Genomic DNA, 21,996 nt, shown 5'->3' on the forward strand with positions numbered 1-21,996 from the left:
GGAAAAGCCGGATCAGCCCATCCCCTGTGGTGGGGAATCTGGTCCGAACCGGCCCGGGTTGTTTGCGGCCCCGCCATGGTCGGGGCCGGTTTGCCATTACACGACGATGTTCACCAGTCGGCCCGGCACCACGATGATCTTCTTGGCCGGTTTGCCTTCCATGAACTTCTGTACGTTCTCATGCGCTAGAGCGGCGGCTTCAATCGCATCCTTGGCGGCATCGGCCGCCACGGTGATGCTGCCACGCAGCTTGCCGGCCACCTGCACCATCATTTCGATTTCGCTCTTCACCAGCGCTGCCTCGTCCACTTGAGGCCAGGCTTGTGCCAACAGCTCGCTGCCCGGACGCAGCACCGCCCAGACCGCATCGGTGATGTGCGGCACGATGGGCGACAGCAGCAGGGTGACGCTTTCCAGCACTTCCTGCGCCACGGCACGTCCGGCGGCATCGCTGCGGTCGGTCTTGTCGTAGGTGTTGAGCAGCTCCATCACCGCGGCAATGGCGGTGTTGAACTGCTGACGACGGCCATAGTCGTCGGCCACTTTCTGGATGGTGCTGTGCAGCTTGAAGCGCAGCTCCTTCTGGCTGGCATTCAGCTCGCCACCGGCATAGGCGGTCACCACGCCGGCATCGGCATGTTCCTTGGCCAGTTTCCACAGACGCTTGAGGAAGCGGAAAGCACCTTCCACACCAGCGTCGGACCATTCCAGGCTCTGCTCCGGCGGAGCGGCAAACATCATGAACAGGCGCGCGGTATCGGCACCGTATTTCTCGATGAATTCCTGCGGGTCCACGCCGTTGTTCTTGGACTTGGACATTTTCTCCACGCCGCCCACCACCACCGGCAAGCCATCCACGCGGTGGGTTGCGCCGGTGATCTTGCCCTTGCCATCACGCTCCAGCACCACGTCTTGCGGGGCGATCCAGTCCTTGCTGCCGTTGGGCAGGTCGCGATAGAAGGTTTCGCAGATCACCATGCCCTGGGTCAGCAGGCTCTTGAACGGCTCATCGCTGGAGACCAGGCCTTCGTCGCGCATCAGCTTGTGGAAGAAGCGCGCGTACAGCAGGTGCAGGATGGCGTGTTCGATACCACCCACGTACTGGTCAACCTGCAGCCAGTAGTCGGCAGCAGCCTTGTCCAGCATGGCGGTATCGCACTTGGGCGAGGCGTAGCGGGCGTAATACCAGCTGGATTCCACGAAGGTATCCATGGTGTCGGTTTCGCGCTTGGCGGCACCGCCACACTTGGGGCAGCTGGTTTCGTAGAATTCCGGCATCTTGGCCAGCGGCGAACCGGCACCGTCCGGAATCACGTTTTCCGGCAGCACCACTGGCAGGTCTTTTTCCGGCACCGGTACATCGCCGCAAGTCGGGCAATGGATGATGGGGATCGGGCAGCCCCAGTAGCGCTGGCGGGAGATACCCCAGTCGCGCAGGCGGTACTGGGTTTTCTTCTGACCAGCCGCCTTGGCTTCCAGATCGCCGACGATGGCATCAAAAGCTTCGCTGAACGATTTGCCATCGTACTTGCCACTGTTGACGGTGCGTACACTGTCGTCCTTGGCGGCATACCAGTCTTGCCACTGGGTAGCATCGAAAGCATGGTCACCCGCCACCGGGGCATAAACTTGCAGCAGTGGCAGGCGGTATTTGTTGGCAAATTCGAAGTCACGCTCGTCATGCGCCGGTACGGCCATCACCGCGCCTTCGCCATAACCCCACAGCACATAGTTGGCTACCCATACCGGCAGCTTGGCACCGGTGAGCGGATGGATGACGAACAGGCCGGTGTCCATGCCCTTCTTTTCCATCTTGGCCACGTCGGCCTCGGCCACGGAGCCTGCCTTGCATTCGGCGATGAAAGCCTGCAGCGCCGGATTATTGGCCGCGGCCTGGGTGGCCAGCGGGTGTTCCGCTGCTACGGCCACGTAGGTGGCACCCATCAGGGTGTCCGGACGGGTGGTGTACACCTTCATCGTGCCGGCATGGCCGATGCTGGCTTCATCGTAGGCAAACACCACGTCGGAACCGTGGCTCTTGCCGATCCAGTTCTTCTGCATGGTCTTGACCTGTTCCGGCCAGCCATCCAGCGTGTCCAGGCTGGTGAGCAGTTCGTCGGCGTACTTGGTGATGGCGAAGTAGTACATCGGGATTTCGCGCTTTTCCACCACGGCACCGGAGCGCCAGCCACGGCCATCCACCACTTGTTCATTGGCCAGCACGGTCTGGTCCACCGGGTCCCAGTTCACCACGCCGTTCTTCTTGTAGATCACGCCTTTTTCAAACAGGCGGGTAAACAGCCACTGCTCCCAGCGGTAGTAGTCGGGCTTGCAGGTGGCCAGCTCGCGCTCCCAGTCCAGGGCAAAGCCCAGGCTGTCCAGCTGGGTCTTCATGTATTCGATGTTGGCGTAGGTCCAGGCGGCCGGGGCACCGCCGTTTTTCATGGCTGCATTTTCAGCCGGCAGACCGAAGGCGTCCCAGCCCATCGGTTGCAGCACGTTGAAGCCCTGCAGGCGCTTGAAGCGGGCCAGCACGTCGGTGATGGTGTAGTTGCGCACGTGGCCCATGTGCAGCTTGCCGGACGGATAGGGGAACATCGACAAGGCGTAGTACTTGGGGCGGCTGGCATCTTCCACAGCCTTGAAGGCGGCGGTACGGTGCCATTTCTGTTGCGCTGCGGCTTCGACTTCGCGCGGGCTATAAATTTCTTGCATGGTGATCTTTGTCTGGGATGGCTTGAAAACAAAAGGGCGGACTGCCCAAGTCCCCGCCTGGCAGGGCAGCTTGGGCAGTCCGTCACAAATTCAATCGGCCCATTATAGCGGCCAGAGGGCCTTGCCGATAAGAGCCGCACAAAAACAAACGCTTGCCGCCAGCACTTGCCGCCTCAGGGGCAGGGATGGCGGGTCCAGCCTGGCGCGCCCCGATAGCAGGAAAAATCTTCATGAATGGCGTGAATCTCCCAGCGGCCGTCGTGGTGGCGCAGCTGTAATTGCTGCCGTATCGCCTTGATGCTGTCGTCCTGCAAACCATCGCGAATCAGGGTGATGTCGGCCCGGCTGAAATCCGGAGCAGGGCTGTGCTGAATCAGCCGGAAATGCGGATAGTCGATCTGCCCATCCTGCCCCAGCCGCTGCCGGACAAAGCGCAGGGCCAGTTCGGCGGGCAATTCGCCGGGCTGGCCGACAAAAGGAAGCCGCCCTTCGTCGGTATAGGCCCATGCAGCGGGGGTAATGAATAGGCTGCACAACAGCAGCAGCAAGTGCAAAGCGGTTTTCATCTATTTACAGACTGTCACCTGGGCAGCCAGTTCAGCACAGGCGCAGCTTGAAGGTTTCCAGCGCCTGCATCAGTAGCTGCAGAATGCCGCCCTCCCACAGCGAATGGCCGGCCATTTCCACTAAGTGGAAGTCAGCCTCGGGCCAGTGCTGCGCCAGTTCGCTGGCGGTGACCGGCGGGCATACCACGTCGTAGCGCCCCTGCACGATAACGGCCGGAATATGACGAATGCGCTCGATCTGCTGCAGCAATTGTGCCTCGGGCAGGAAAATGCGATGCACGAAGTAATGTGCCTCCAGCCGCGCCAGCGACAACGCCACATATTCGCTGCTGGCACGCTCGATGGCGTCGGCATTCTGGCGGAGGGCGACGCAAGCACCTTCGTAACGACCCCAGGCACGGCAGGCCGGCAAGTGCACTTGAGGATCGGGGTCGGTCAGCCGGCGGTAATAGGCCTGCAGTAAGTCCTGTCGTTCCGCAACGGGAATCGGCGCGACAAAGCGCTGCCATTCCTCGGGATAGAACTGGCGCATGCCGTGCATGAACCAGTCGATTTCACTTTGTCTGCCCAGAAAAATCCCGCGCAGAACCAAGCCCTGTACCCGCTGCGGATGCGCCTGGGCATAGGCCAGTGCCAGCGTGCTGCCCCAGGAGCCGCCAAACACCAGCCAGCGCTCGATGCCCAGATGCTCGCGCAGGCACTCGATGTCGGCAATCAGATGCTGGGTGGTGTTGTCGCGTAGTTCACCACGCGGTACCGAGCGGCCACTGCCGCGCTGATCAAACAAGACCGCGCGATAAAACCAGGGATCGAACAGCTGCCGGCTCATCGGCGCACAGCCATCGCCCGGCCCGCCATGCAGATACAGCACCGGCTGACCATCCTGCCGGCCACATTGCTCCCAGTACATCTGGTGCAAACCGCCCAACGGCAACATGCCACTGGCGTAGGGTGTAATCGGGGGATAGAGCATCAGCGTCCTTGTGAGATGGGGCAGGAGGGCAAGACTCAGCACAGCTGACTGGTGATGTAATCCCACTCCAGCGGGCTGACCGGGGTGATCGACAGCCGATTGCCGCGCTTGAGTACCTGCATCTGTTCCAGCAGCGGATGCTGCCGCAGCAAGGCAGGCGTCAGCAGCGGGATCTTGCGCACAAAACGCACGTCCACACACTGCCAGCGCGGTGCATCCGGCAGGGATTTGGCATCGAAATAAAGGCTGGCCGGATCAAACTGGCTGGAGTCGGCATGGGCGGTGCTGGCCACCACGGCCAAGCCGGCAATACCCGGCTCGGCACAGCTGGAATGCCAGAACAGCACCCCATCACCCGGCTGCATGTCATCGCGCATGAAATTGCGCGCCTGATAATTGCGCACCCCGGTCCACTCGAAGGCCCGCAGGGGCTGGGCCATCAGGTCATCAATGGACGTTTCGTCCGGCTCGGATTTCATCAGCCAATAGCGCATGGGAAATGTCTGTTAATCAATGGGAGGTTAACTTAACAATTTACGCCATCTTACAACTGTAGGGCTGGATTATGCTGAGCTCAAGATAAACATCAGGGCCAGCCGGCCCTTGCAGCCAGGAGAAACATCATGAAAAGCCTGTTGATCGGCATCTTGCTAGCGAGCGCACTGAGTGCCTGTGTCGTCGTCCCGCCACGCGTTGCCTACCGTGGACCAGAGTTCCGGCCAGTACAAGTGGTACCCGTCTACGTACCCGCTGAGCGTGGTTATCACCACTGGGACCGTTGAGACTAGCCCTGTGCGTTAAGTAGCACTGCGGTTTGGTGTAAAGCGGTGCAAACCCGACTCGGTTAGCAGATAGTCCAGTTGCACATCCCATGCTTCGCGCGGTACGGCGGCCACACGCTGGCAATCGTAGGCCACGCCAACCAGCAGCGGCTTGCCGTAGCGGGGATGGCGGCGGCGAAAAGCCAGGCTGCTGTCATAGAAGCCCCCGCCCTGCCCCATGCGATAACCTTGCTCGTCGACCGCCAGCAAGGGCAGCAACAGCACATCCAGCCGCTCGGCCCGCAGGCAGGGGCCATCGAACTCCATGATCCCGTAGCGCGGATGGCGATACCAGTGGCCGGTGGCATTCAGCCGGGAAAACCACATGCGCCGGCCACGCGCAGGGATCTGCGGCAACCAGACACTGGCGCCGCGCTGCAAGGCGGTGCTGAGCAGGATTTCGATGTCCAGCTCAGAGCCCGCCGCCAGATAGCCACCAATGCGCTTGCCCCGCCGCAACAAACGACCGGCATGGCGCGCAACAGCACGCATGGCTTCAGCCCGATAAGCCGGGCTCAATGCCATGCGCTGGCGACGGATGTTCTTGCGCAGGGTGACCTTGTCAGTAGCAGCAGAAGACGATGGCGTCATGGCTGAGCAATAAAATGAGAGCAGAAATGAAAACGACCCGGAGCAAGATGCGCCGGGTCGTGAAGGGAGACCCCCGCGAGTGTCGTTTGGGCATAATTCGCTTGTACCCTGTTTCCAGGGAGGGTCACCTGCCAGCCACTTCGGGCGCGTCCGCAAGGGACGCGACACACCCGTGACTCACGCTGGCAACCAGAAGCGAACGCATTGGTACAAAGGAATTGTTTGCCGTCACGAACACCGCAGGGGATAAGCTGATCTGTAGTGTCCACCAGCCGGCCTGTTTAGAACAGGGCTTGCTGGCTTTCGCGAAGCGCCGTGTCGGCTGCCTCGCTCATGTTGCGTATTTTACGCTGGAACGAGGCCATTTCCAAGCCCTCTCCCACTTTGGTGCGTAACAAATCGTGGGCAATGTTCAGTGCTGCCATGATGGCGATCTTGTCAGCGTCCATCACCTTGCCGTGCTGCTGGATCATGTCGATCTTGCCTTCCAGCAGTCTGACCGCCTCCAGCAGGGTTTCGCGCTCGTCGACGGGGGAGCCTATGGTGAAGTGACGACCCAGCAATTCGATGTCCACCTGCACGATATCGCTCATTCTGCCTCTCCTGCGCCCTGCTCGGGTTCATCCGCCTTCGGCAGGCGCTCCATCAGCGCGGCCACGCGATTGCGGGTTTCGTTCACACGGAAATTCAGTTCGGCGTTTTCCTTCAGCGCTTCAGCCAGCGCCTGGGCAAAACGGCCGTTCTGGGTTTCCAGTTCCTTGATGCGGGCAACCAGGGCCTGCACGCGGGATTCGAGATATTCCAGTTCCTTGTCCATGGCGGCGAGGATAACGGTCGGCTAGTCCAGCGTCAAACCCAGACTACGCCGTGCTGTGTCCAGCGTGGCACACATGGCCACTGCCCCATCCAGCAGCCGTGGGCCGGGGATGGTCAGCAGATCCTCATCCACCACATAGCGCGTCGCTTTGGCTACCGCCGGCAAGGCGGGCCAGCGGTCCCACATGCGCAGGATATCGGCGCGGCCAGCCAGCATGACTTGTGGCTGAGCCGCGACAACCGCTTCCATGCTGACTTGCGGCGCAGCCTGCGCAAGACCGCCAAAGACATTGCGCCCGCCACACAGCTGCATGACTGCACCCATGAAGCTGCGCTGACTGACGGTAAAGATGGGTGCGCTACTGATCTGGTAGAACACCGTCAACGGCGGACGGCGGGCATAGCGCTGGCGCAATTGCTGCAGACGCTGGCGATAGTGGCTGGCCGCCGCATCAGCTGGTGCCTGGGTGGCGGTCAACTGACCCAGGCTGCGCATCTCGCTGGCGACGTCTTCCAGCTGCAGGGGATGACTGATGAACACCGGCACGCCCAACTGGCGCAGGCGCTGCAGTTCGCGCGGATTGCCACCATCCTGCCAGGCGACAACCAGATCGGGCTGCTGGCGCATGACGGCTTCCAGGCTGACGCCGCTATAGCCGCCCACCCGGGACAGCTGGCGTGCCGCTGGCGGGTAGTTGCTATAGTCCACCGTAGCCACCAGCCGTGAGCCGGCACCGATGGCGTACAGCATTTCGGTGGCATGCGGAGAAAGCGACACAATGCGCCGGGCGCTGGCGGGCAGCGTCAGCCATTGGCCAGCACCATCGCGCACGCTGATGGCCGCCTGGGCTGCCTGGGCCGGGGTCAGTAGCAGCGCCAGCAACAGCCAGCCGGCCTGTGCAACGCGCGCCATCAGCCGCCCTTGAGCGCCAGCGGCAAGCCACAGGCCACCAGGGTGACCTGCTGGCAGCGGGCGGCGATGTCCTGATTAAGCCGGCCAAGCAGATCGCCATAGCGACGTGCCACGCTGCTCATCGGCATCACGCCCCAGCCGATTTCATTGCTGACCAGCAGCAGCTGGCCTTGCACGGCCGCAATGGCTTCCAGCAGCCATTGCCTTTCCTGTACGAAGTCCATTTCGTCGAACTGGTCGTCACTGCGGAAAAAGCGCATCAGCCACATACCCAGGCAATCCACCAGCAGCAGGCCATCTTCCTGATCATGTCCCAATACCAGCTCGGCCAGGCCGCGCTCAGCCTCCAGTACATGCCAGTGTTCCGGTCGCTGCAGGCGGTGCTGGCGCACCCGCTCGGCAAACTCTTCGTCGCGCACTTCAGCAGTGGCAATGTAAGTCACCGGGCCGCCATGCTGCACGGCCAGTTGTTCGGCGTAGCGGCTTTTGCCGGAGCGGGAGCCGCCGCTGATCAGGTGAGTCATGAACTTGATATCCCGAAAAACCGGGCCTCCACTAAGGAGGCCCGGCTGCAAAGCTAAAAAGCAGCGCCACCAAACGGTGGCACGCAGGGTTTATTTCTGCTGATAGCTTACGCCGATATACGCGCCAAGGCCCGCCGTGTTGTAGCCATAGAGCGTGGTGTAATGGCGGTCGAACACATTGCTGAGCTTGAAATTGGCCGTCCACTCACGGGCAAAGCGGTAATTGGCATAGAGATTGGTCAGCGCGTAGCCGCCCAGCCAGACATTGCTGCCGCTATCGGTGGTGTCACGCCGCTTGGCACTGACTTGCCACTCCAGCCCAGTAGTCACCCGGCCCCAGTCGTAGGCTGCCGCCAGCTGCCCGTAGGCACGGGCACGTCGCTGCAATTGCTGGTGGCCGGAATTGTCCAGCGGGTCCTGATAGGTGGCAGAACCGGACAAATCCCAGTTACCGACAGCCTTTGCCGCCGCCAGCGTGGCACCACGGATGGTGGCATGGCTGATATTGGTCATGGTGCTGTAGTCGGAGGTAATGGCAATCATGTTGTCGATGCTGTTGTGAAACAGCGTCAGCGAGGCCGAACTGCCATTGGCCTTGTATTGCAAGGCCAGCTCGGCATTGCGTGAGGTTTCCGGTTGCAGGTGAGGATTGCCGGCATAGCCATAGCTATCCAGCGGGTAGTACAGGTCATTGAAGGTGGGCGCCTTGAAGGCAGTGCCGTAGCTGGCACGTGCGGTCAGCGCCTCGCTCAGGCGATAACCGTAACCCAGCTGACCGGTGGTTTTGCCGCCAAACTGCTCATCCTGGTCATGACGGGCGCTGGCTTGCAGCAAATGCTTGCCGAATTCGCCGCTATAGCCAATGAACACCGCCTTGTTGCTGCGTTCGCTGACATCAAAGGCGGTGCTGCTGTCCACATGTTGCTGGGTATAGTCGAAGCCGGCCAGTAGATTGCCCAGTCCGGTATGAATGTCGTTCTGCCACAACCATTCGTTCTGGGCAGTCTGGTACAGGTCGGCACGCTGGGCCATGTCGCCATTGGTCCAGTGCTCTTGCCGGTCAACGCTGTGGCTGAAACGCAGGGTGGAGGTCCAGTTATCGGTCAGGCTGTTTTTGGACTCCAGGCTGACTCCACTCTGGCGGCTGCGTTGCAGATCTTCACCATGGCTGTTGTAGCCGTCGTAATCCATTTTGCCGTTGGTCTGGAACAGGCGCAGAGACAGCTCCTGTCCGGCAGCCAGTGCCTGGGTCAGGTTGGCGGAGTAGGACAGGTTGCGATAAGGGTCACGGTCCGGGTTATAGCTGCTGCTCTGCACATTAGTGGCGGAAATGCCATTGGTCTGCTGCTGACTGACCTGCAGGCTGAAGGCGGTATTGTCCTGCTTGCCCGCCACACCGACAGCCGACTGGAACAGCCCATGGTCGCCCACACCCAGCGTGGCGTTGAAATGCGGGGTACCGCGGCCCTGCCGGGTGAAAATCTGGACCACACCGCCAATGGCGTCCGCACCATACAGGCTGGAACTGCTGCCACGCACGATCTCGATGCGCTCGATATTGTCCAGTGGGATGTTTTCCAGCGCCGTCGTGCCGGTGGTGGCGGAGACGATGCGCACGCCATCCAGCAAGACCACGGTCTGGTTGGCATTGCTGCCACGCAGATAGATGCTGGCCTGGCTGCCCATGCCACCGGAGTTGACCACTTCCACCCCGGGCTGGCGTGCCAGCAGTTGCGGCAGACTGGTAACGGCAGATTGCTCGATGTCGTCACGGGTAATCACGCTGATGTCAGACAGGGTCTTGGTGATGGATTGCGGCTGACGACTGGCCGTCACCACCACTTCCTCACCCTGGAATTGCGGCAGATTGTCGGCATGGGCCAGACCGGTGCCGATCAGCGATACCAGCAGCCCGATTTGTTGCGGCTTGAACATGAAACACACACTCCTGAAATGAAAAACCGGCAGGGCTGACAGGCCGCTGCCGCGAGGAGTGCGAAGAGGACGGCTTTCACCGCTTGAACATCAAGGCATGTGGAGCGGCGCAGCTGGCGCGCTCCGCTGTCTGCAAGATCGCCTCCCCGCGATACTCCAGCACCGGCAGCGGCACGGGCAGCTGCCAGCGACAGGCCGGTCTCCGGGCTTGGTCTTGCAGTTGTGCGCCTTCCCGTTGCATATGCACAGTGGCGATGGCACAACCTGGGCCACGACATGGCCAGACCTTACCGTTGCGGGGGCAGCGCCGGTCTTGCACCGGCTTCCCGTTTCATCCGGGCGGCAAAGCCCGGACACCTGTCTGGCGGGGATTATAAAGCCAATTATCGCCAAAACGGAGCGATCAGCGGCGATTTACCACAATATGCAAATGGCAATGCCCATTCGGCAGCAGTATGCCGCTTGCCCCGCCGCCCCCCATGACTTAGAGTCCCGCTCTAGCCCATGCCAACCAGAGAACACCGCATCATGACCCAGTCCATCGCCCTGCCCGCCCACGCTTCCTATCAGGCTGCTCTGCAGCGCCAGAACTCGCTGACCAAGCCGGCCGGCAGCCTGGGTGTGCTGGAGACGGTGGCCTGCCGCTTTGCCGCCTGGCAGGGGCAGACCATTCCGGCCGCGCTGACACCGGCCATTACCGTATTTGCCGGCGACCACGGCGTGACTGCCGAAGGCGTATCGGCCTACCCGTCCATCGTGACCGGTGAAATGGTGAAGAACTTCGCCGCCGGCGGTGCCGCCATCTGCGTATTGGCCCGTGCCATCGCCGCCCGGCTGGAAGTAGTGGATGTGGGTGTGCTGGGCCAGCTGCCGGACCTGCCCATCGTGCACGCCAAGGTCGCTGCCGGTACGGCCAATCTGGCAGTTGAGGCTGCCATGAGCACGACCGAGGTGGAGGCCGCGCTGGAAGTCGGCCGCACCGCCGCCCGCCGCGCTATCGAACAGGGTGCCAATCTGCTGATTGCCGGTGACATGGGCATTGGCAATACCACACCGTCGGCGGCCTTGATCTGCCGTCTGGCCAATCTGGAGGTCGATCTCATCGTCGGTCGTGGCACCGGCATCGATGATGCCGGCCTCGCCAACAAGCGCCGTGTGGTGGCACAGGCGCTGCAGCGCCTGCAAGGACAGCAACTGAGCGGCACACAGGTGCTGGCCGAACTGGGCGGGCTGGAAATCGCCGCCATGGCCGGCTTTTATCTGGAAGGCGCCGCACAGGGTGTGCCGTCCCTGGTGGATGGCTTCATCGCCAGCGCAGCCGCACTGGCCGCCCGCGCCATCGACCCGGCCGTGGCCGCCTGGCTGCTGGCCAGCCATCGCTCGGAAGAAACCGGCCACCGCCTGGCGCTGGAAGCACTGGGGCTGGAACCGCTGGTGGAACTGGGCATGCGACTGGGCGAAGGCTCTGGTGCGGCTACTTGCGTGCCTCTGCTGCAACTGGCCATCAAGCTGCATGCTGAAATGGCCACCTTTGCCCAGGCCGGAGTAACGGAGAAGGACTGATGAACCCCTATACGCTGACCCTGCTGCGCCATGGCGAGATCGACCACGACGGCCGGCTGATCGGCCGTACCGACCTGCCGCTGAATGATCTGGGCTGTGAACAGATGGCCCGCAGCTGGCAGCGGCTGAACCAGCTGGCACCGGTCACCAGCATGGCCACGTCCCCTCTGCAGCGCTGCCGCGAATTTGCCGTGCACCAGGCTCTGCACGGCTCGCTGCCGCTGAAGGTGGACGAGCGCTTTGCCGAATTCGACTTTGGCGACTGGGACGGCATGTCGCGCGCTATCCTGTCCGGCCAGCAACCGGACTGGGGCAGCCGCGTGGCCAGCGGCGAGCTGACCCCGCCGGGCGGCGAGAGCTATGCCCTGTTCCGCACCAGGGTGCTCTGCGGCTTCAGTGAATGGATTCAGACCGCGCGCGGCAGCCATCGCGTGCTGATCTGCCACGGAGGGGTGATTACCGCGCTGTTGGCCGAGCTGCTGGGTACCGAATTTGCCGTGGCCAAACTGATGACGGTACAGCGTGGCGGCTTTGCCCAGCTGTCGATTCTGGAAGGCCATCCGGCCTATCTGATGCATCTGGAAAGCCCCGGCGAAGCATGAGCCCCTCCCCTTCTTCCCCGGTGCCGCCGGCACGCTGGTGGCAATCGCTGATTCTAGCCATCCAGTTTCTTACCCGCCTGCCCACACCGCAGCTACGCACCTTCCACCCGGAATGGCTGGCCGCCAGTGCGCGCTGGTTTGCGCCGGTCGGCTTGTTGCTGGGCAGCCTGCTATGGCTGACCGTGTGGCTGGGCGGGCAGTACGATCCCTGGCTGGGTGCGCTGCTGGGCCTGCTGTGCTGGATAGGTGTCACCGGCGGCCTGCATCTGGACGGGCTGGCCGACCTGACTGATGCCATGGGGGCAGCGCATCGCTCACGCGAACGTTTTTTCGAAGTACTGAAAGACCCGCATGTCGGCAGCTTTGGCGTGATTGCCCTGATCAGTGCCATCGTCGGCAAACTGGTATTGCTGATGCTGCTGGCCAGACAGCCCGCCCAGCTGGCCGGACTGCTGTTGCTGCCGGCCTGGGCGCGACTGTTCGCCCTATTCTGGTCGGCCACACTGCCGGCACTGGCCCCTGGCAGCGGCGAACGCTTTGCCTGGCAACCGCAATGGCGGGTACAGGCCATCAGCCTGCTGGCCTTGCTGGGCCTGTCCGCCTGGCTGGCTCCCGCGCTACTATTGGCACCGTTGGCCGGCCTGCTGTGGCGCAGCTGGCTCAAGCGCAAGCTGGGCGGCATGACCGGCGACTGCCTGGGTGCTGGCATCGAAGTGTGTGAAATCCTGCTGCTGGGCCTGTTGCTGATCCCCCTGCACGGCATGCACGGGCTCTGACGGCCGGGTTGTCAAAGACCTGTCATCGTCACGTCACAAGACGGTGACCTTGGCTCAGCATACTGCAGCAAGCGGCCTGAGCCGGCGATACGCCGGGCGGCTCGCAGCCCTCGACACTGCGCGGAGCTGGCACATGACCGATCTGGACATCTCCTTCGACCCTACCCGCCTCGACCACGCCATGATTCTGCAGTTTCTGCGGGAGCAGGCGCACTGGGCAGCCAATATGGATGGCGCACGACTGCAACGGGCCATTCGCCATTCGCTGGTGATCGGTGCCTATCATCACGGCCGGCAAATCGGCTTTGCCCGGGTGATTACCGACTACGCCAGCTTTGCCTATCTGTCCGATGTATTCGTACTGCCTGCGCATCGTGGCCAGCGGGTGGGCCAGGCCATGATCAAGGCCGCCATCGCCCACCCCGATCTGCAACAATTGCGGCGCTTTCTGCTGGTATCACGCGATGCACGCGGCTTTTATCGCCAGCTCGGCTTTGGCCCGCTGCAGCAGGGCGAGCGCTATATGGAGCTGCGCCAGCAGGCGACACATCCTGCCTTGCTGCGCTGGCCTTTCACGATGCGGCGGCCCCAGGCGGAGCGCAGCCGCATCAGCGCCTGATCAGGGCAAGAGATCAGGCCGTGCGCCGGGGTGCTGCTTGACCAGCGACCATGGCAGCACACTCCACTCCGGGTATTCACAGGCACGCGCCACGCGGGCAAAAGATGGCCCCAGATACAGGCCCTGTGGCGTGGCATACCAGCTGACAAACTGCCATACCTGCGGGTCGTGGTAGGCGCAGTCATCGTCATTGCCCGGCTTGGTTTCCGCCGGATGCAGACGCGCCATGGTGCTGGCCAGCCACGGTGCCAGCACCTTTTCTTCATACTGATAGTCCTTGCGCTCGCCACTGGCGCTGCGCAGCAGCTGCGGCTTGCCCTTGCCCATCCATAACAGGTCTTCCAGCTGCAGCGTCCGGCCGCTGGCGACATCGACGGTGAGCGGATTATCGGCAAAGTCAGGGTGTGCGCCGCCACAGTAATAACTGGTGAAGATACTGACGCTGAACAGCTTGCTGCTTAGCAGGTGTGGGGTGACAGTCTGTTCGAAGTCCGCCCCGGCACTATGCGTGCCTCCCAGCTGGCAATCGAAATAGCTGGCGACTTCCTGCCACTGGCGTTCCGCCAATAGCTGGTTCAGCCGTTGCAGGCTGGCATCCGGATAGCCATCCAGCACCCGGAACAGACGGATCTTGCTCAGCGGCTCATCCCACCATTGCAGGGTATGGCCCTGGACACGCTCGCGCTTGCCCGGCTTGAGCGACAGCCCGGCCAGACGGGTGTAGTCGTAGCCTGAACGCTGGCGGATGGGCTTGAGTGCTGCATCGGTGCTGGCTGGCCACTGCGCCTGCTCATAAGGGGCCAGCGTCACCGGCAGGCTCTTGGTGGCTTTGGGGCCATGCCACTCGCCACGCCAGCCGCCATTTTGCGGCTGCAGGGTGAGGTCATTGCGCTGCTCGTCGTACTTGAGGTTCTCGCCCAGCTGCAGGCTGCCGTCGGCCATGCGCTTGCCGGACAAGGCCAGGTCCTGGTGATATTTGCGGTAGAAATAGCGGCCATCAACCTCGCCATCCTGGCCGATATTCAACTCCATCACCACGGCGGCATTGCCGATATGCCCCTGTAACAGCAGCGGAGCCGCTTGCGCCGCCAGGCTTAGCCCCAGTAGCAGAAGTCCTGCCAGTCTTGGCAACATCTCATTCCCTTTCAGCAAAACAGCGCCGGGCCACCATGGCACGACGCTGTTATTCAAGACACGACGGTGTCGGCTTTTACAGCGTGCCAGCCACCTTCTTGTTACGCATCAGGCACAGCATGTCACAGGCCAGATGAGCGGCTGCAATGGCGGTCACTTCGCTCTGGTCGTAAGCCGGAGCCACTTCCACCACGTCCATGCCGACAATGTTCAGATCGCCCAGATTGCGCACGATCTTCAATGCCTGGGCGCTGGTCAGGCCACCCGGTACCGGCGTGCCAGTGCCCGGCGCGGCGGACGGGTCCAGACAGTCGATGTCGAAGGTGAGGTAGACCGGATGATCACCAATCACTTCCTTGATGCGGGCAATGGTGGCATCCACGCCATTATCGTGCACCCACGGTGCGTCCAGCACATTCATGCCCATGAAGTCGTCGTTCCAGGTACGGATACCCACTTGTACCGACTTGGCCGGATCGATCAGGCCTTCTTTCACTGCCTTGTAGAACATGGTGCCGTGATTCAGGCTGTCCGGCTCATCGTCCTGCCAGGTATCACAGTGGGCATCGAAATGCAGCAGGGCCAGCGGCTTGCCGTATTTTTCCGCGTGTGCAATCAGCAGCGGGTAGGTGACGAAGTGGTCGCCGCCGAAGGTCAGCATCTTGGCACCGGAGGCCAGGATATGGCGGGCATGCTCGATGATGGCCGGCTTGATGGTCAGCGGGTTGTGCGCATCGAACCAGCAGTCGCCGTAGTCGATCACTGCCAGGTCGTCGAAGGGATCAAAGCCCCAGGGGAAGGGCTTGAGCTCGGCCAGCTGCACGCTGGCGGCACGGATGGCCTGCGGCCCCATGCGCGCGCCAGAGCGGAAGGTGGTGGACAGGTCCAGCGGAATGCCGGACACCACCACATCAGCGCCACTCAGGTCGCGGCTATAGTTGCGGCGCATGAAAGACAGCACGCCGGCATAGGTATTTTCGATGGAAGAGCCATACAGGCCCTGACGGCGCACTGCGCCATCGCCCTTGATGATATCGGTCACAGACACTCTCCAAGAGAGAGTACGCCAACGCTACCACGCCCCATTCCATGACAATGGACTGCGGCTTAGAATAAGTGGGAGACTGACGATTGCCGTCCATCTTGCACAGCCGACGGGTTAAGGCTGCCGCGCCCCTTGGCGCGGAACCGGCAGTGTGCCGCGAGCCGTGCTGCAGTTCAAGTCCGCCACTACGCTGGCGCGACAAAACATCCACAGATGCCACAAAGGGGCCATCATGACTTCCTCGTCGCAAGACTACACGCTGGCCATGGAGCCGGTGCGCATCGGCCAGCCGGCCTCCCCGCCCGCGCCACAGGGTGACGGCCTGGGCTTCAGCTTCAGTGGTAGCGGTGCGGCTTACTTCCGTATCTGGATCGTCAACCTGCTGCTATCCATCCTCACCCTTGGCATCTATTCAGCCTGGGGCAAGGTGCGCAGCCATCGCTACCTGTACGGCCACACCCGCTTTGCTGGTGCCGGTTTCGGCTACCACGGCAAGCCTCTGGCCATTCTCAAGGGACGGGCGCTGGTTTTCCTGGTGTTGCTACTGTTAGCGGTGACACAGAAATCCTCGCCGGGCCTGCACACCCTGATCTATCTGCTGCTACTGCCAGCCCTGCCCTGGGTGGTGGTGATGGCCATGCGCTTTCGCCTGCGCAACACCAGCTGGCGCCAGATGCGTTTCAACTTTCGCGCCAGCACCATGGATGCGGTTGGCCCCTTCATCATGGGCCTGATCATTACCGTACTGACGCTGGGCATTGGCTTCCCCTATGCCCGCCACATGCAGCAACGCTTTCTGGTCAACAACGCCTGGTTTGGCAATGCCCGCTTTGAAATGCTCAAATGTGCCGGTGACTATTACCGGGTCTATTTCCGCGCCAGTGCACTGGGCTTGCTGATGCTGGTGCTATTCGGCTTTATCGGCGGCCTGTACTCTTCCATTATCAGCCGCCTGGTCAGCGGTCACCTCAGCGGTATCAGCCTGCTGCTGCTGGGCCTCGCGATCTATCTGGGCGTGCTGCTGTTGTGGATGTCTATCGGCCAGGTGGTGCGCGACGGGCTGGCCAACGTGATGTGGAACCATATCCTGCTGGAAAGCAATGGCCGGCTGCACCGCTTTGAAAGCAGCATGACGCTGCGTGGCCTGATGAACCTGCATGCCAGCAACGCCCTGCTCACCCTGTTCAGCCTGGGGCTGTATTACCCCTTTGCCAAATTGCGCGCACTGCGCTACAGATTAGAACATCTGAAGATGTTTCCCGATGAAGACCTTGCCGCCATCCGTGCCCGGCCTCAGTCCTCGCGCAGCGCGCTGGGCGATGCCGCCGCCGATGGCTTTGAACTGGATCTGGGCCTATGAGTCTGCCGGGCAGTTATATGGATGGCCGCAACCCCGCCAGCCGGGCGGTGATGCTGCAGCGCGATGCTCACCATCTGGTGTTTACCGATGGCGTGCACACCCACCGCTATCTGGCACGTGAGGTGGAATTCGAAGCCGGCTTGCCCGGCCTGCCCGACAAACTGCAGCTGCCCGATGGCGGCGTAATCGAAGTGGCCAGCGAATACCGTTGCCACCACCTGAGCGGCGGCCTGCCGCTGGGTGTGCGCCTGCTGGAGTGGCTGCACAGCGGCTGGCAGGTGCTGGCCGTGCTGGCGCTGCTCACCGTCATCGCGGTCTGGTGCGGCTATCGCTACGGCCTGCCCTGGCTGGCCGATGAAGCGGCGCGGCGCACCCCCATCGCCATCGAAGAACAAATGGCTGCGCCCACCATCAGCCTGCTGGAAAAAACCAATAGCATCCGTCCTTCACAGCTGTCACAGGCGCGGCAGGATGCCTTGCAGGCCCTGCTGATGCAAGCCGTGCCCAAGGGCAGCCATTATCACTATCAATTACGGGTGGTAGATTCACGCGATATTGGTGCCAATGCCTTTGCCCTGCCCGCCGGCCAGGTCATCCTGACCGACCAGTTGGTCAAGGTAGCCAAAAACGATGAAGAGATCTTTGCCGTACTGGCGCATGAAGTGGGCCATGTGGAAGGACGACACGGGCTGCGTGGGCTGATCCAGTACGGTGGCCTGTCGCTGGCGGTAACGCTATTCAGCGGCGACACCACGCCCATGCTGGCAGTAGCCCCCATCATGCTGGCCGACATGAAATACTCGCGCGATTTCGAACGCGATGCCGACCGCTACGCCTTCCGCGCCCTGGCGGCCCGCGGCAGTTCTCCCTGCGTGCTCGGCCATTTCCTCACCCGGCTGGGCGGGGCAGATAATGCGGCTACTTCCTTGCTGGCCAGCCACCCCGGTAGCGAGGAGCGCAGCCATCCCGATGGCCAGCAATGCCCAGCCTGACACAGCAGCGGAGCCAGGCGGGGGCGACTTCAGTCCTGCTGCCCGGCGCCCTGCTCCTGATGCTGCGACCACCAGCGCCAGCGCAGGCGCATGTCGTACCACACTGGCCGCAGACCAAGTGCGAACAGCAGCAGCGCCAGCGGCAGGGTAAAGGCATAACCCAGGTGCTTGAAGCCCAGCGCCCCCACCACCCCTCCCAGGAAAAAGGCCGACAAAATCATGCTGTATACCCACAAGCGGCTGCGGTTGGATTTGATGTCCTTGATCTTTGAACTGTGCAGGTGATTGTAATAACTCATCTTGGTCAGCTCGATGCCGATATCGGTGGCAATACCGGTCATGTGGGTGGAGCGCAGCAGGCCGCCGGACAGCTTGGTAACGATGGTGTTGTGCATGCCCATGATGAAGCACAGCAACATCACGGTGGGCGGAGTAAACAGACCCTTATGACTGGCCAGCCCCGATCCCAGCAAGCCAAACAGTAACAGCAAGCCGGCCTCTTCCATCATCGACACCCCATAGCCACCACGCAACCGCTGCCGTCTGGCCCACAAAATCAGCCAGGTGGAGTGCATGGCCCCGCCAATAAAGCACAGCAACATGACCAGCATCGAGAGCGACAGGCGGATTTCCCCCAGCGCCAGATCATCGGCCATGCCGGACACGATGCCGGAAACATGCGAGGTGTAGCGGTGCACTGCCAGAAAACCACCGGCATTGAGTGCGCCGGCAATAAAAGCCATGGAACCGCCCAGCTGGCGCAGCACGCGGTCATTGAAAGTGCCACGATCCAGCAGGCGGGTAATATTGCTCGAACGTCGGGACATAGCGGACCATGAAAAAACGGCAAGGCGGGACCAGCCCGCATTGCCGTTCATCATCCATCTTCGACCGGCCTGCTGACAAGTACAGGGCCGGCTTCATTTGCTGCAACGCAATAATCAGCGGCAGCTTTGCAGCGGGATCCCCGGCGTCAGCCGTTTTTGCAGTGCCTGCAGACGTTCGACCTGTGCCGGCTCCAGCGCCTTGAAGCCAAGCACCGTGGCCGCGCCCTTCTGCCCCTTCTGTTCGGTCACCGCCTTGTCGAAGCCGGCGGCCTTGAGCTTGGCCAGCATGGCCTTGGCCGCGCCCTCCTGCCCAAACAGACCGAGCGACACACTGCCCTTGAACGGGTCGTTATGCACGATGTAGTTGTCGAAGCCCTTGTCCTTCAGCTCGGCCGACAGGGTCTGGGTTTCGGCCTGGGTGGCCAGCGGCGGGTGGTAGACCCAGAACTTGCCCGTGCCCTTGACCTCGCCTTTGGCGGTTTCCGTCATTTGCTCGGCCTTCAGCTTGAGGCTGGGCAAACCACCCTTGACCCGTGCCAGCAACTTGGCATCCAGCGCGCCCCAGTCGTAGCAGGCCAGCGCCTTGGCCGGCTCCGGCTTGGCGGCTTCTGCTTTCGGCTTGTCGGCTGGCTTGTCGGCCGGTTTTGTTTCTGCTGCCTTTTTCACCTCTGCCTTGGCTTCCGGCTTGGAGGCTTCCACTTTCGCCTTGGCAGCTTCCGGCTTGCTGCTGGCCGGCTGCGAAGCAGCCTTGCCCAGATCACCGGGCTGCAGGGTCTCGGTTTGCGGCATGGAGGCCACCAGCTTGAGCGGAGCGCTGGCATCGGCGGCCGGCGCAGAGGCCGGCTGCCAATCTGGTGGCAACAGCTTGACCTGCTCGGGGCTGATTTCCTGGGCGTGCACGTCTGCCGGTGGCCGTTGCTTGAACGAGCCATAACCGGCTACCGCCAGATTAAGCACCACAATCAGTACCAGAAACCACTTCATGATTTGCACGCCACTCTCAAGAGTCCCATCAGCACCAGATTATCCACGATACGCAGCGGCACGGCGAGTTGCGCCGCAATGACTGCCGCATCGCCGCCAGTCAGCAAGACTTGCGGCAGGCCACGGCCGGTCTGTGCCGCCAGCTGCCGGCACATGCGCTCGATGGCACCGCACTGTGCCGCCAGCACACCACTGGCCAGGGCATCGGCCGTACCTTGCGGGAAGGACTGTACCTGCCCTGCCATGCGATCCAGCTGTGCCGTCCCCTGCGCCAGGCTGCGCAGCATCAGCTGCTGCCCGGGCAGGATCATGCCGCCCAGATAATCGCCCTCGGCAGTCAGCGCCTCCACAGTCAACGCCGTTCCGGCACAGGCTACCACCACATCATCGGGACAAAGCTGGCGGGCAGCCAGCACCGCCAGCCAGCGATCAGCGCCTTGCTCGGCCGGATCACGGTAGTGATTGCGCACATCCGCAAAACTGGCCGCTGAACGCACCCACTGCACTGGACAGGGTGCAGCTTGCACGATGGCCTCGGCTACCTCAGGGCGCGCCACGCTGGCAGCATGGACGGTGCGAATAGGCCAGCCAGCCCATTGCTCTACCAGCCCGGCAATGGCGTCGTGCCCCACGGCACCTTGCGCCAGCCAGCCGCTGCCATCATGCACGCCCCATTTCAGCCTGCTATTGCCGGCATCCAGCAACAGCTTCATGTGCGGCTCCGCAGGCTGACTTCACCGGCATGGAAAATGCGCAAGCTGCCGTCTGCGGTTTCCACTTGCAAGGCACCATTTTCTGCCACCCCACGGGCAATGCCATCCACCGGCTCGCCATGGGAAAAACTCAGCCGCACCGGGGCGTTTTCATGGCTGGAGCAGCGCATCCAGTCATCACGGAATGCGGCAAACCCTTCGCGATTGAAGGTATCCAGCACCGTGGCCAGTTCGCTGAGCAGCGCAGCTAGTAACTGGTTGCGCCCCAGCCGGATGCCGGCCTCGGCCAGCGAAGCCACCGGCTGGTCAACTTCACCAGGGCTGTCCAGATTCAGACCAATACCGATCACCACCGCTGCCGGCCCTAGTGCATCCCCGGACAATTCAATCAGGATGCCGGCCAGTTTGCGGCCATTGAGCAGCACATCATTCGGCCACTTGAGCTGTACCGGCACCGCCAGCTGATGCAGGGCGCGGGCCAGCGCCAGCCCCACTGCCAGCGACAGGCCAGCCAGCTCAGCCAGGCCACGATCAAAACGCCACAGCAGGGAAAAGGTCAGGCCGGCCCCCAGCCTGTTCTGCCAGCGGCGGCCCAGACGTCCGCGGCCGGCGGTCTGCATTTCTGCCGCCAGCACCAGCCCGTGCAGGCCACCGCTGGCGGCACGCGCCATCAGCTGGCTATTGGTGGAGTCAGTCCGTTCGGCCACCGCCAGGGTGAATGTTTCCGCCGCCGGGGTGGTCAGCGCCTCGCGCACTCGCGTCACATCCAGCCATTCAAACGCCTCAGCCAGCTTGTAGCCCTGGCCCCGCACGCTGAACACGGTCAGGCCGAATTCCTGCTCAATGGCATGCACCGCCTGCCAGATCAGCGTGCGCGAACAACCCAGCTCGCGCGCGATATCGGCACCGGAATGGAAGCGGCCATCACTGAGCTGGCGCAGTACGGCAAAAGCATGTTCGCTCACTGCTGATCCTCGGCGGCACGGATCTTGTTGATGGTTTGCGTGGTCGAGGTGGCAAACAGGAAGGGGATGGAGTGCACTTCGCCACCACGGGCCAGGGTTTCGGCACTGCCGACGATCTTGTCTACCGCCCAGTCACCGCCCTTGACCAGCACATCCGGCTGCACCAGTTCAATCAGATCCGCCGGGGTGTCGCTGTCAAACCAGGTTACCAGGCTGACACTTTCCAGCGCGGCCAGCACGGCGGCACGGTTCAGCTCGTTATTGATCGGGCGATCATCGCCCTTGCCCTGGCGCTTGACCGAGGCATCGGTATTCAGCCCCAGTACTAGGCTGGCACCCAGCGCACGCGCCTGTGCCAGGTAGGTAACATGGCCACGGTGCAGGATGTCGAAACAGCCATTGGTGAACACGATGGGCCGCGGCAAGGCGGCCAGCTTGGCGGCCAGTGCCTCTGGCGCGCAGATCTTGTCTTCAAATGCGGGAGTGGGGTAGGACATGAATTTCCTTGTGGCTGCAGCGCTGTCCCGCCGCAACGGGAAGCGGGAGAAGCCGCCAAGCATAA

The 21,996-nt window shown here is 62.3% G+C and carries 24 protein-coding genes, 1 other RNA gene and 1 riboswitch; of the genes, 7 read left to right on the forward strand and 18 right to left on the reverse strand.

Features of this window, described 5'->3' with window-relative positions; all coding sequences use genetic code 11:
* Positions 1-96 precede the first annotated feature (96 nt).
* From leuS to H2Z84_RS03370, 4 genes are all read right to left on the reverse strand, one after another.
* Positions 97-2,715, reverse strand: coding sequence for a leucine--tRNA ligase (gene leuS / locus H2Z84_RS03355; RefSeq protein ID WP_181834717.1), 2,619 nt, complete (start codon positions 2,713-2,715; stop codon positions 97-99).
* A 173-nt stretch (positions 2,716-2,888) separates the two neighbouring features.
* Positions 2,889-3,281, reverse strand: a complete 393-nt coding sequence (locus H2Z84_RS03360; protein ID WP_181834718.1) for a hypothetical protein — start codon at positions 3,279-3,281, stop codon at positions 2,889-2,891.
* A 31-nt stretch (positions 3,282-3,312) separates the two neighbouring features.
* Positions 3,313-4,254 carry a prolyl aminopeptidase gene (gene pip / locus H2Z84_RS03365; protein WP_181834719.1) on the reverse strand — a complete coding sequence of 314 codons (942 nt, stop codon included), beginning with the start codon at positions 4,252-4,254 and terminating at the stop codon, positions 3,313-3,315.
* A 35-nt stretch (positions 4,255-4,289) separates the two neighbouring features.
* Positions 4,290-4,748, reverse strand: a complete 459-nt coding sequence (locus tag H2Z84_RS03370) for an EVE domain-containing protein (RefSeq protein ID WP_181834720.1) — start codon at positions 4,746-4,748, stop codon at positions 4,290-4,292.
* A 129-nt stretch (positions 4,749-4,877) separates the two neighbouring features.
* On the opposite strand from H2Z84_RS03370, the gene H2Z84_RS03375 reads away from it, so the two are divergent.
* Complete coding sequence (locus H2Z84_RS03375) at positions 4,878-5,036, forward strand: hypothetical protein (RefSeq protein ID WP_181834721.1); 159 nt, start codon at positions 4,878-4,880, stop codon at positions 5,034-5,036.
* A gap of 15 nt (positions 5,037-5,051) precedes the next feature.
* Here H2Z84_RS03375 and H2Z84_RS03380 read toward each other — a convergent pair whose 3' ends face one another.
* The 7 genes from H2Z84_RS03380 to H2Z84_RS03410 form a co-directional block, all read right to left on the reverse strand.
* Complete coding sequence (locus H2Z84_RS03380) at positions 5,052-5,666, reverse strand: 5-formyltetrahydrofolate cyclo-ligase (RefSeq protein ID WP_181834722.1); 615 nt, start codon at positions 5,664-5,666, stop codon at positions 5,052-5,054.
* A gap of 66 nt (positions 5,667-5,732) precedes the next feature.
* Positions 5,733-5,915: non-coding RNA, 6S RNA (ssrS, locus tag H2Z84_RS03385), on the reverse strand.
* 32 nt (positions 5,916-5,947) lie between these two features.
* Positions 5,948-6,259, reverse strand: coding sequence for a cell division protein ZapA (locus tag H2Z84_RS03390; protein WP_181834723.1), 312 nt, complete (start codon positions 6,257-6,259; stop codon positions 5,948-5,950).
* Complete coding sequence (locus H2Z84_RS03395; protein WP_181834724.1) at positions 6,256-6,483, reverse strand: hypothetical protein; 228 nt, start codon at positions 6,481-6,483, stop codon at positions 6,256-6,258. Before H2Z84_RS03395 ends, H2Z84_RS03390 begins: the two co-directional genes overlap by 4 nt.
* Before the next feature lie 21 nt (positions 6,484-6,504).
* On the reverse strand, positions 6,505-7,395 hold the full coding sequence (locus H2Z84_RS03400; protein ID WP_181834725.1) for a cobalamin-binding protein: 891 nt from the start codon (positions 7,393-7,395) through the stop codon (positions 6,505-6,507).
* Positions 7,395-7,919 (reverse strand): bifunctional adenosylcobinamide kinase/adenosylcobinamide-phosphate guanylyltransferase, encoded by a 525-nt coding sequence (gene cobU, locus H2Z84_RS03405; protein WP_181834726.1) that lies wholly within the window; start codon positions 7,917-7,919, stop codon positions 7,395-7,397. Before cobU ends, H2Z84_RS03400 begins: the two co-directional genes overlap by 1 nt.
* Before the next feature lie 90 nt (positions 7,920-8,009).
* A complete protein-coding gene (locus H2Z84_RS03410; protein WP_181834727.1) occupies positions 8,010-9,854 on the reverse strand; it encodes a TonB-dependent receptor domain-containing protein in 1,845 nt (614 codons plus the stop codon).
* 176 nt (positions 9,855-10,030) lie between these two features.
* A riboswitch (cobalamin riboswitch) is annotated at positions 10,031-10,230 on the reverse strand.
* A 152-nt stretch (positions 10,231-10,382) separates the two neighbouring features.
* Here H2Z84_RS03410 and cobT point away from each other — a divergent pair.
* From cobT to H2Z84_RS03430, 4 genes are all read left to right on the forward strand, one after another.
* Positions 10,383-11,417 carry a nicotinate-nucleotide--dimethylbenzimidazole phosphoribosyltransferase gene (gene cobT, locus H2Z84_RS03415; RefSeq protein WP_181834728.1) on the forward strand — a complete coding sequence of 345 codons (1,035 nt, stop codon included), beginning with the start codon at positions 10,383-10,385 and terminating at the stop codon, positions 11,415-11,417.
* Positions 11,417-12,019 carry a histidine phosphatase family protein gene (locus H2Z84_RS03420; protein ID WP_181834729.1) on the forward strand — a complete coding sequence of 201 codons (603 nt, stop codon included), beginning with the start codon at positions 11,417-11,419 and terminating at the stop codon, positions 12,017-12,019. Before cobT ends, H2Z84_RS03420 begins: the two co-directional genes overlap by 1 nt.
* Positions 12,016-12,795 carry an adenosylcobinamide-GDP ribazoletransferase gene (gene cobS / locus H2Z84_RS03425; protein WP_181834730.1) on the forward strand — a complete coding sequence of 260 codons (780 nt, stop codon included), beginning with the start codon at positions 12,016-12,018 and terminating at the stop codon, positions 12,793-12,795. Before H2Z84_RS03420 ends, cobS begins: the two co-directional genes overlap by 4 nt.
* A gap of 133 nt (positions 12,796-12,928) precedes the next feature.
* Positions 12,929-13,414, forward strand: coding sequence for a GNAT family N-acetyltransferase (locus H2Z84_RS03430; protein WP_181834731.1), 486 nt, complete (start codon positions 12,929-12,931; stop codon positions 13,412-13,414).
* Here H2Z84_RS03430 and H2Z84_RS03435 read toward each other — a convergent pair whose 3' ends face one another.
* Positions 13,415-14,548, reverse strand: a complete 1,134-nt coding sequence (locus tag H2Z84_RS03435) for a hypothetical protein (RefSeq protein ID WP_181834732.1) — start codon at positions 14,546-14,548, stop codon at positions 13,415-13,417. It abuts the gene before it with no gap.
* Between the two features lie 76 nt (positions 14,549-14,624).
* Positions 14,625-15,590, reverse strand: a complete 966-nt coding sequence (gene speB, locus H2Z84_RS03440) for an agmatinase (protein ID WP_103524823.1) — start codon at positions 15,588-15,590, stop codon at positions 14,625-14,627.
* A gap of 235 nt (positions 15,591-15,825) precedes the next feature.
* On the opposite strand from speB, the gene H2Z84_RS03445 reads away from it, so the two are divergent.
* Both H2Z84_RS03445 and H2Z84_RS03450 read left to right on the forward strand, forming a co-directional pair.
* On the forward strand, positions 15,826-16,953 hold the full coding sequence (locus tag H2Z84_RS03445) for a YjgN family protein (RefSeq protein ID WP_181834733.1): 1,128 nt from the start codon (positions 15,826-15,828) through the stop codon (positions 16,951-16,953).
* Positions 16,950-17,945, forward strand: coding sequence for a M48 family metallopeptidase (locus tag H2Z84_RS03450; protein ID WP_181834734.1), 996 nt, complete (start codon positions 16,950-16,952; stop codon positions 17,943-17,945). Before H2Z84_RS03445 ends, H2Z84_RS03450 begins: the two co-directional genes overlap by 4 nt.
* 29 nt (positions 17,946-17,974) lie before the next feature.
* Here H2Z84_RS03450 and H2Z84_RS03455 read toward each other — a convergent pair whose 3' ends face one another.
* The 5 genes from H2Z84_RS03455 to rfaE2 all read right to left on the reverse strand — a co-directional run bounded on the left by H2Z84_RS03455 (position 17,975) and on the right by rfaE2 (position 21,931).
* Positions 17,975-18,772, reverse strand: a complete 798-nt coding sequence (locus tag H2Z84_RS03455; RefSeq protein ID WP_181834735.1) for a YoaK family protein — start codon at positions 18,770-18,772, stop codon at positions 17,975-17,977.
* Between the two features lie 114 nt (positions 18,773-18,886).
* Positions 18,887-19,756, reverse strand: a complete 870-nt coding sequence (locus tag H2Z84_RS21435; RefSeq protein WP_181834736.1) for an SPOR domain-containing protein — start codon at positions 19,754-19,756, stop codon at positions 18,887-18,889.
* Positions 19,753-20,469: a type III pantothenate kinase gene (locus tag H2Z84_RS03465; protein ID WP_181834737.1), complete on the reverse strand. Its 717-nt coding sequence runs from the start codon at positions 20,467-20,469 to the stop codon at positions 19,753-19,755. The genes H2Z84_RS21435 and H2Z84_RS03465 overlap by 4 nt, the downstream gene beginning before the upstream one ends.
* Positions 20,466-21,434: a biotin--[acetyl-CoA-carboxylase] ligase gene (locus H2Z84_RS03470; protein ID WP_181834738.1), complete on the reverse strand. Its 969-nt coding sequence runs from the start codon at positions 21,432-21,434 to the stop codon at positions 20,466-20,468. Before H2Z84_RS03470 ends, H2Z84_RS03465 begins: the two co-directional genes overlap by 4 nt.
* Positions 21,431-21,931 carry a D-glycero-beta-D-manno-heptose 1-phosphate adenylyltransferase gene (rfaE2, locus tag H2Z84_RS03475; protein WP_181834739.1) on the reverse strand — a complete coding sequence of 167 codons (501 nt, stop codon included), beginning with the start codon at positions 21,929-21,931 and terminating at the stop codon, positions 21,431-21,433. The genes H2Z84_RS03470 and rfaE2 overlap by 4 nt, the downstream gene beginning before the upstream one ends.
* Positions 21,932-21,996: the final 65 nt, after the last annotated feature.

Source organism: Aquitalea aquatica, assembly GCF_013911085.1.
GTDB classification, from domain to species: Bacteria; Pseudomonadota; Gammaproteobacteria; order Burkholderiales; family Chromobacteriaceae; genus Aquitalea; species Aquitalea aquatica.

Excerpts from the sequence above, each read along its gene's own strand:
- H2Z84_RS03370 (WP_181834720.1), bottom strand. The coding sequence starts at position 4,748 with ATGCGCTATTGGCTGATGAAATCCGAGCCGGACGAAACGTCCATTGAT.
- pip (WP_181834719.1), bottom strand. The coding sequence starts at position 4,254 with ATGCTCTATCCCCCGATTACACCCTACGCCAGTGGCATGTTGCCGTTG.
- cobS (WP_181834730.1), top strand. The coding sequence starts at position 12,016 with ATGAGCCCCTCCCCTTCTTCCCCGGTGCCGCCGGCACGCTGGTGGCAA.
- leuS (WP_181834717.1), bottom strand. The coding sequence starts at position 2,715 with ATGCAAGAAATTTATAGCCCGCGCGAAGTCGAAGCCGCAGCGCAACAG.
- H2Z84_RS03395 (WP_181834724.1), bottom strand. The coding sequence starts at position 6,483 with ATGGACAAGGAACTGGAATATCTCGAATCCCGCGTGCAGGCCCTGGTT.
- H2Z84_RS03455 (WP_181834735.1), bottom strand. The coding sequence starts at position 18,772 with ATGTCCCGACGTTCGAGCAATATTACCCGCCTGCTGGATCGTGGCACT.
- H2Z84_RS03465 (WP_181834737.1), bottom strand. The coding sequence starts at position 20,469 with ATGAAGCTGTTGCTGGATGCCGGCAATAGCAGGCTGAAATGGGGCGTG.
- rfaE2 (WP_181834739.1), bottom strand. The coding sequence starts at position 21,931 with ATGTCCTACCCCACTCCCGCATTTGAAGACAAGATCTGCGCGCCAGAG.
- H2Z84_RS03435 (WP_181834732.1), bottom strand. The coding sequence starts at position 14,548 with ATGTTGCCAAGACTGGCAGGACTTCTGCTACTGGGGCTAAGCCTGGCG.
- cobU (WP_181834726.1), bottom strand. The coding sequence starts at position 7,919 with ATGACTCACCTGATCAGCGGCGGCTCCCGCTCCGGCAAAAGCCGCTAC.
- H2Z84_RS03450 (WP_181834734.1), top strand. The coding sequence starts at position 16,950 with ATGAGTCTGCCGGGCAGTTATATGGATGGCCGCAACCCCGCCAGCCGG.
- H2Z84_RS03380 (WP_181834722.1), bottom strand. The coding sequence starts at position 5,666 with ATGACGCCATCGTCTTCTGCTGCTACTGACAAGGTCACCCTGCGCAAG.
- H2Z84_RS21435 (WP_181834736.1), bottom strand. The coding sequence starts at position 19,756 with ATGAAGTGGTTTCTGGTACTGATTGTGGTGCTTAATCTGGCGGTAGCC.
- H2Z84_RS03410 (WP_181834727.1), bottom strand. The coding sequence starts at position 9,854 with ATGTTCAAGCCGCAACAAATCGGGCTGCTGGTATCGCTGATCGGCACC.
- cobT (WP_181834728.1), top strand. The coding sequence starts at position 10,383 with ATGACCCAGTCCATCGCCCTGCCCGCCCACGCTTCCTATCAGGCTGCT.
- H2Z84_RS03445 (WP_181834733.1), top strand. The coding sequence starts at position 15,826 with ATGACTTCCTCGTCGCAAGACTACACGCTGGCCATGGAGCCGGTGCGC.
- H2Z84_RS03375 (WP_181834721.1), top strand. The coding sequence starts at position 4,878 with ATGAAAAGCCTGTTGATCGGCATCTTGCTAGCGAGCGCACTGAGTGCC.
- H2Z84_RS03360 (WP_181834718.1), bottom strand. The coding sequence starts at position 3,281 with ATGAAAACCGCTTTGCACTTGCTGCTGCTGTTGTGCAGCCTATTCATT.
- H2Z84_RS03400 (WP_181834725.1), bottom strand. The coding sequence starts at position 7,395 with ATGGCGCGCGTTGCACAGGCCGGCTGGCTGTTGCTGGCGCTGCTACTG.
- H2Z84_RS03390 (WP_181834723.1), bottom strand. The coding sequence starts at position 6,259 with ATGAGCGATATCGTGCAGGTGGACATCGAATTGCTGGGTCGTCACTTC.
- H2Z84_RS03420 (WP_181834729.1), top strand. The coding sequence starts at position 11,417 with ATGAACCCCTATACGCTGACCCTGCTGCGCCATGGCGAGATCGACCAC.
- H2Z84_RS03430 (WP_181834731.1), top strand. The coding sequence starts at position 12,929 with ATGACCGATCTGGACATCTCCTTCGACCCTACCCGCCTCGACCACGCC.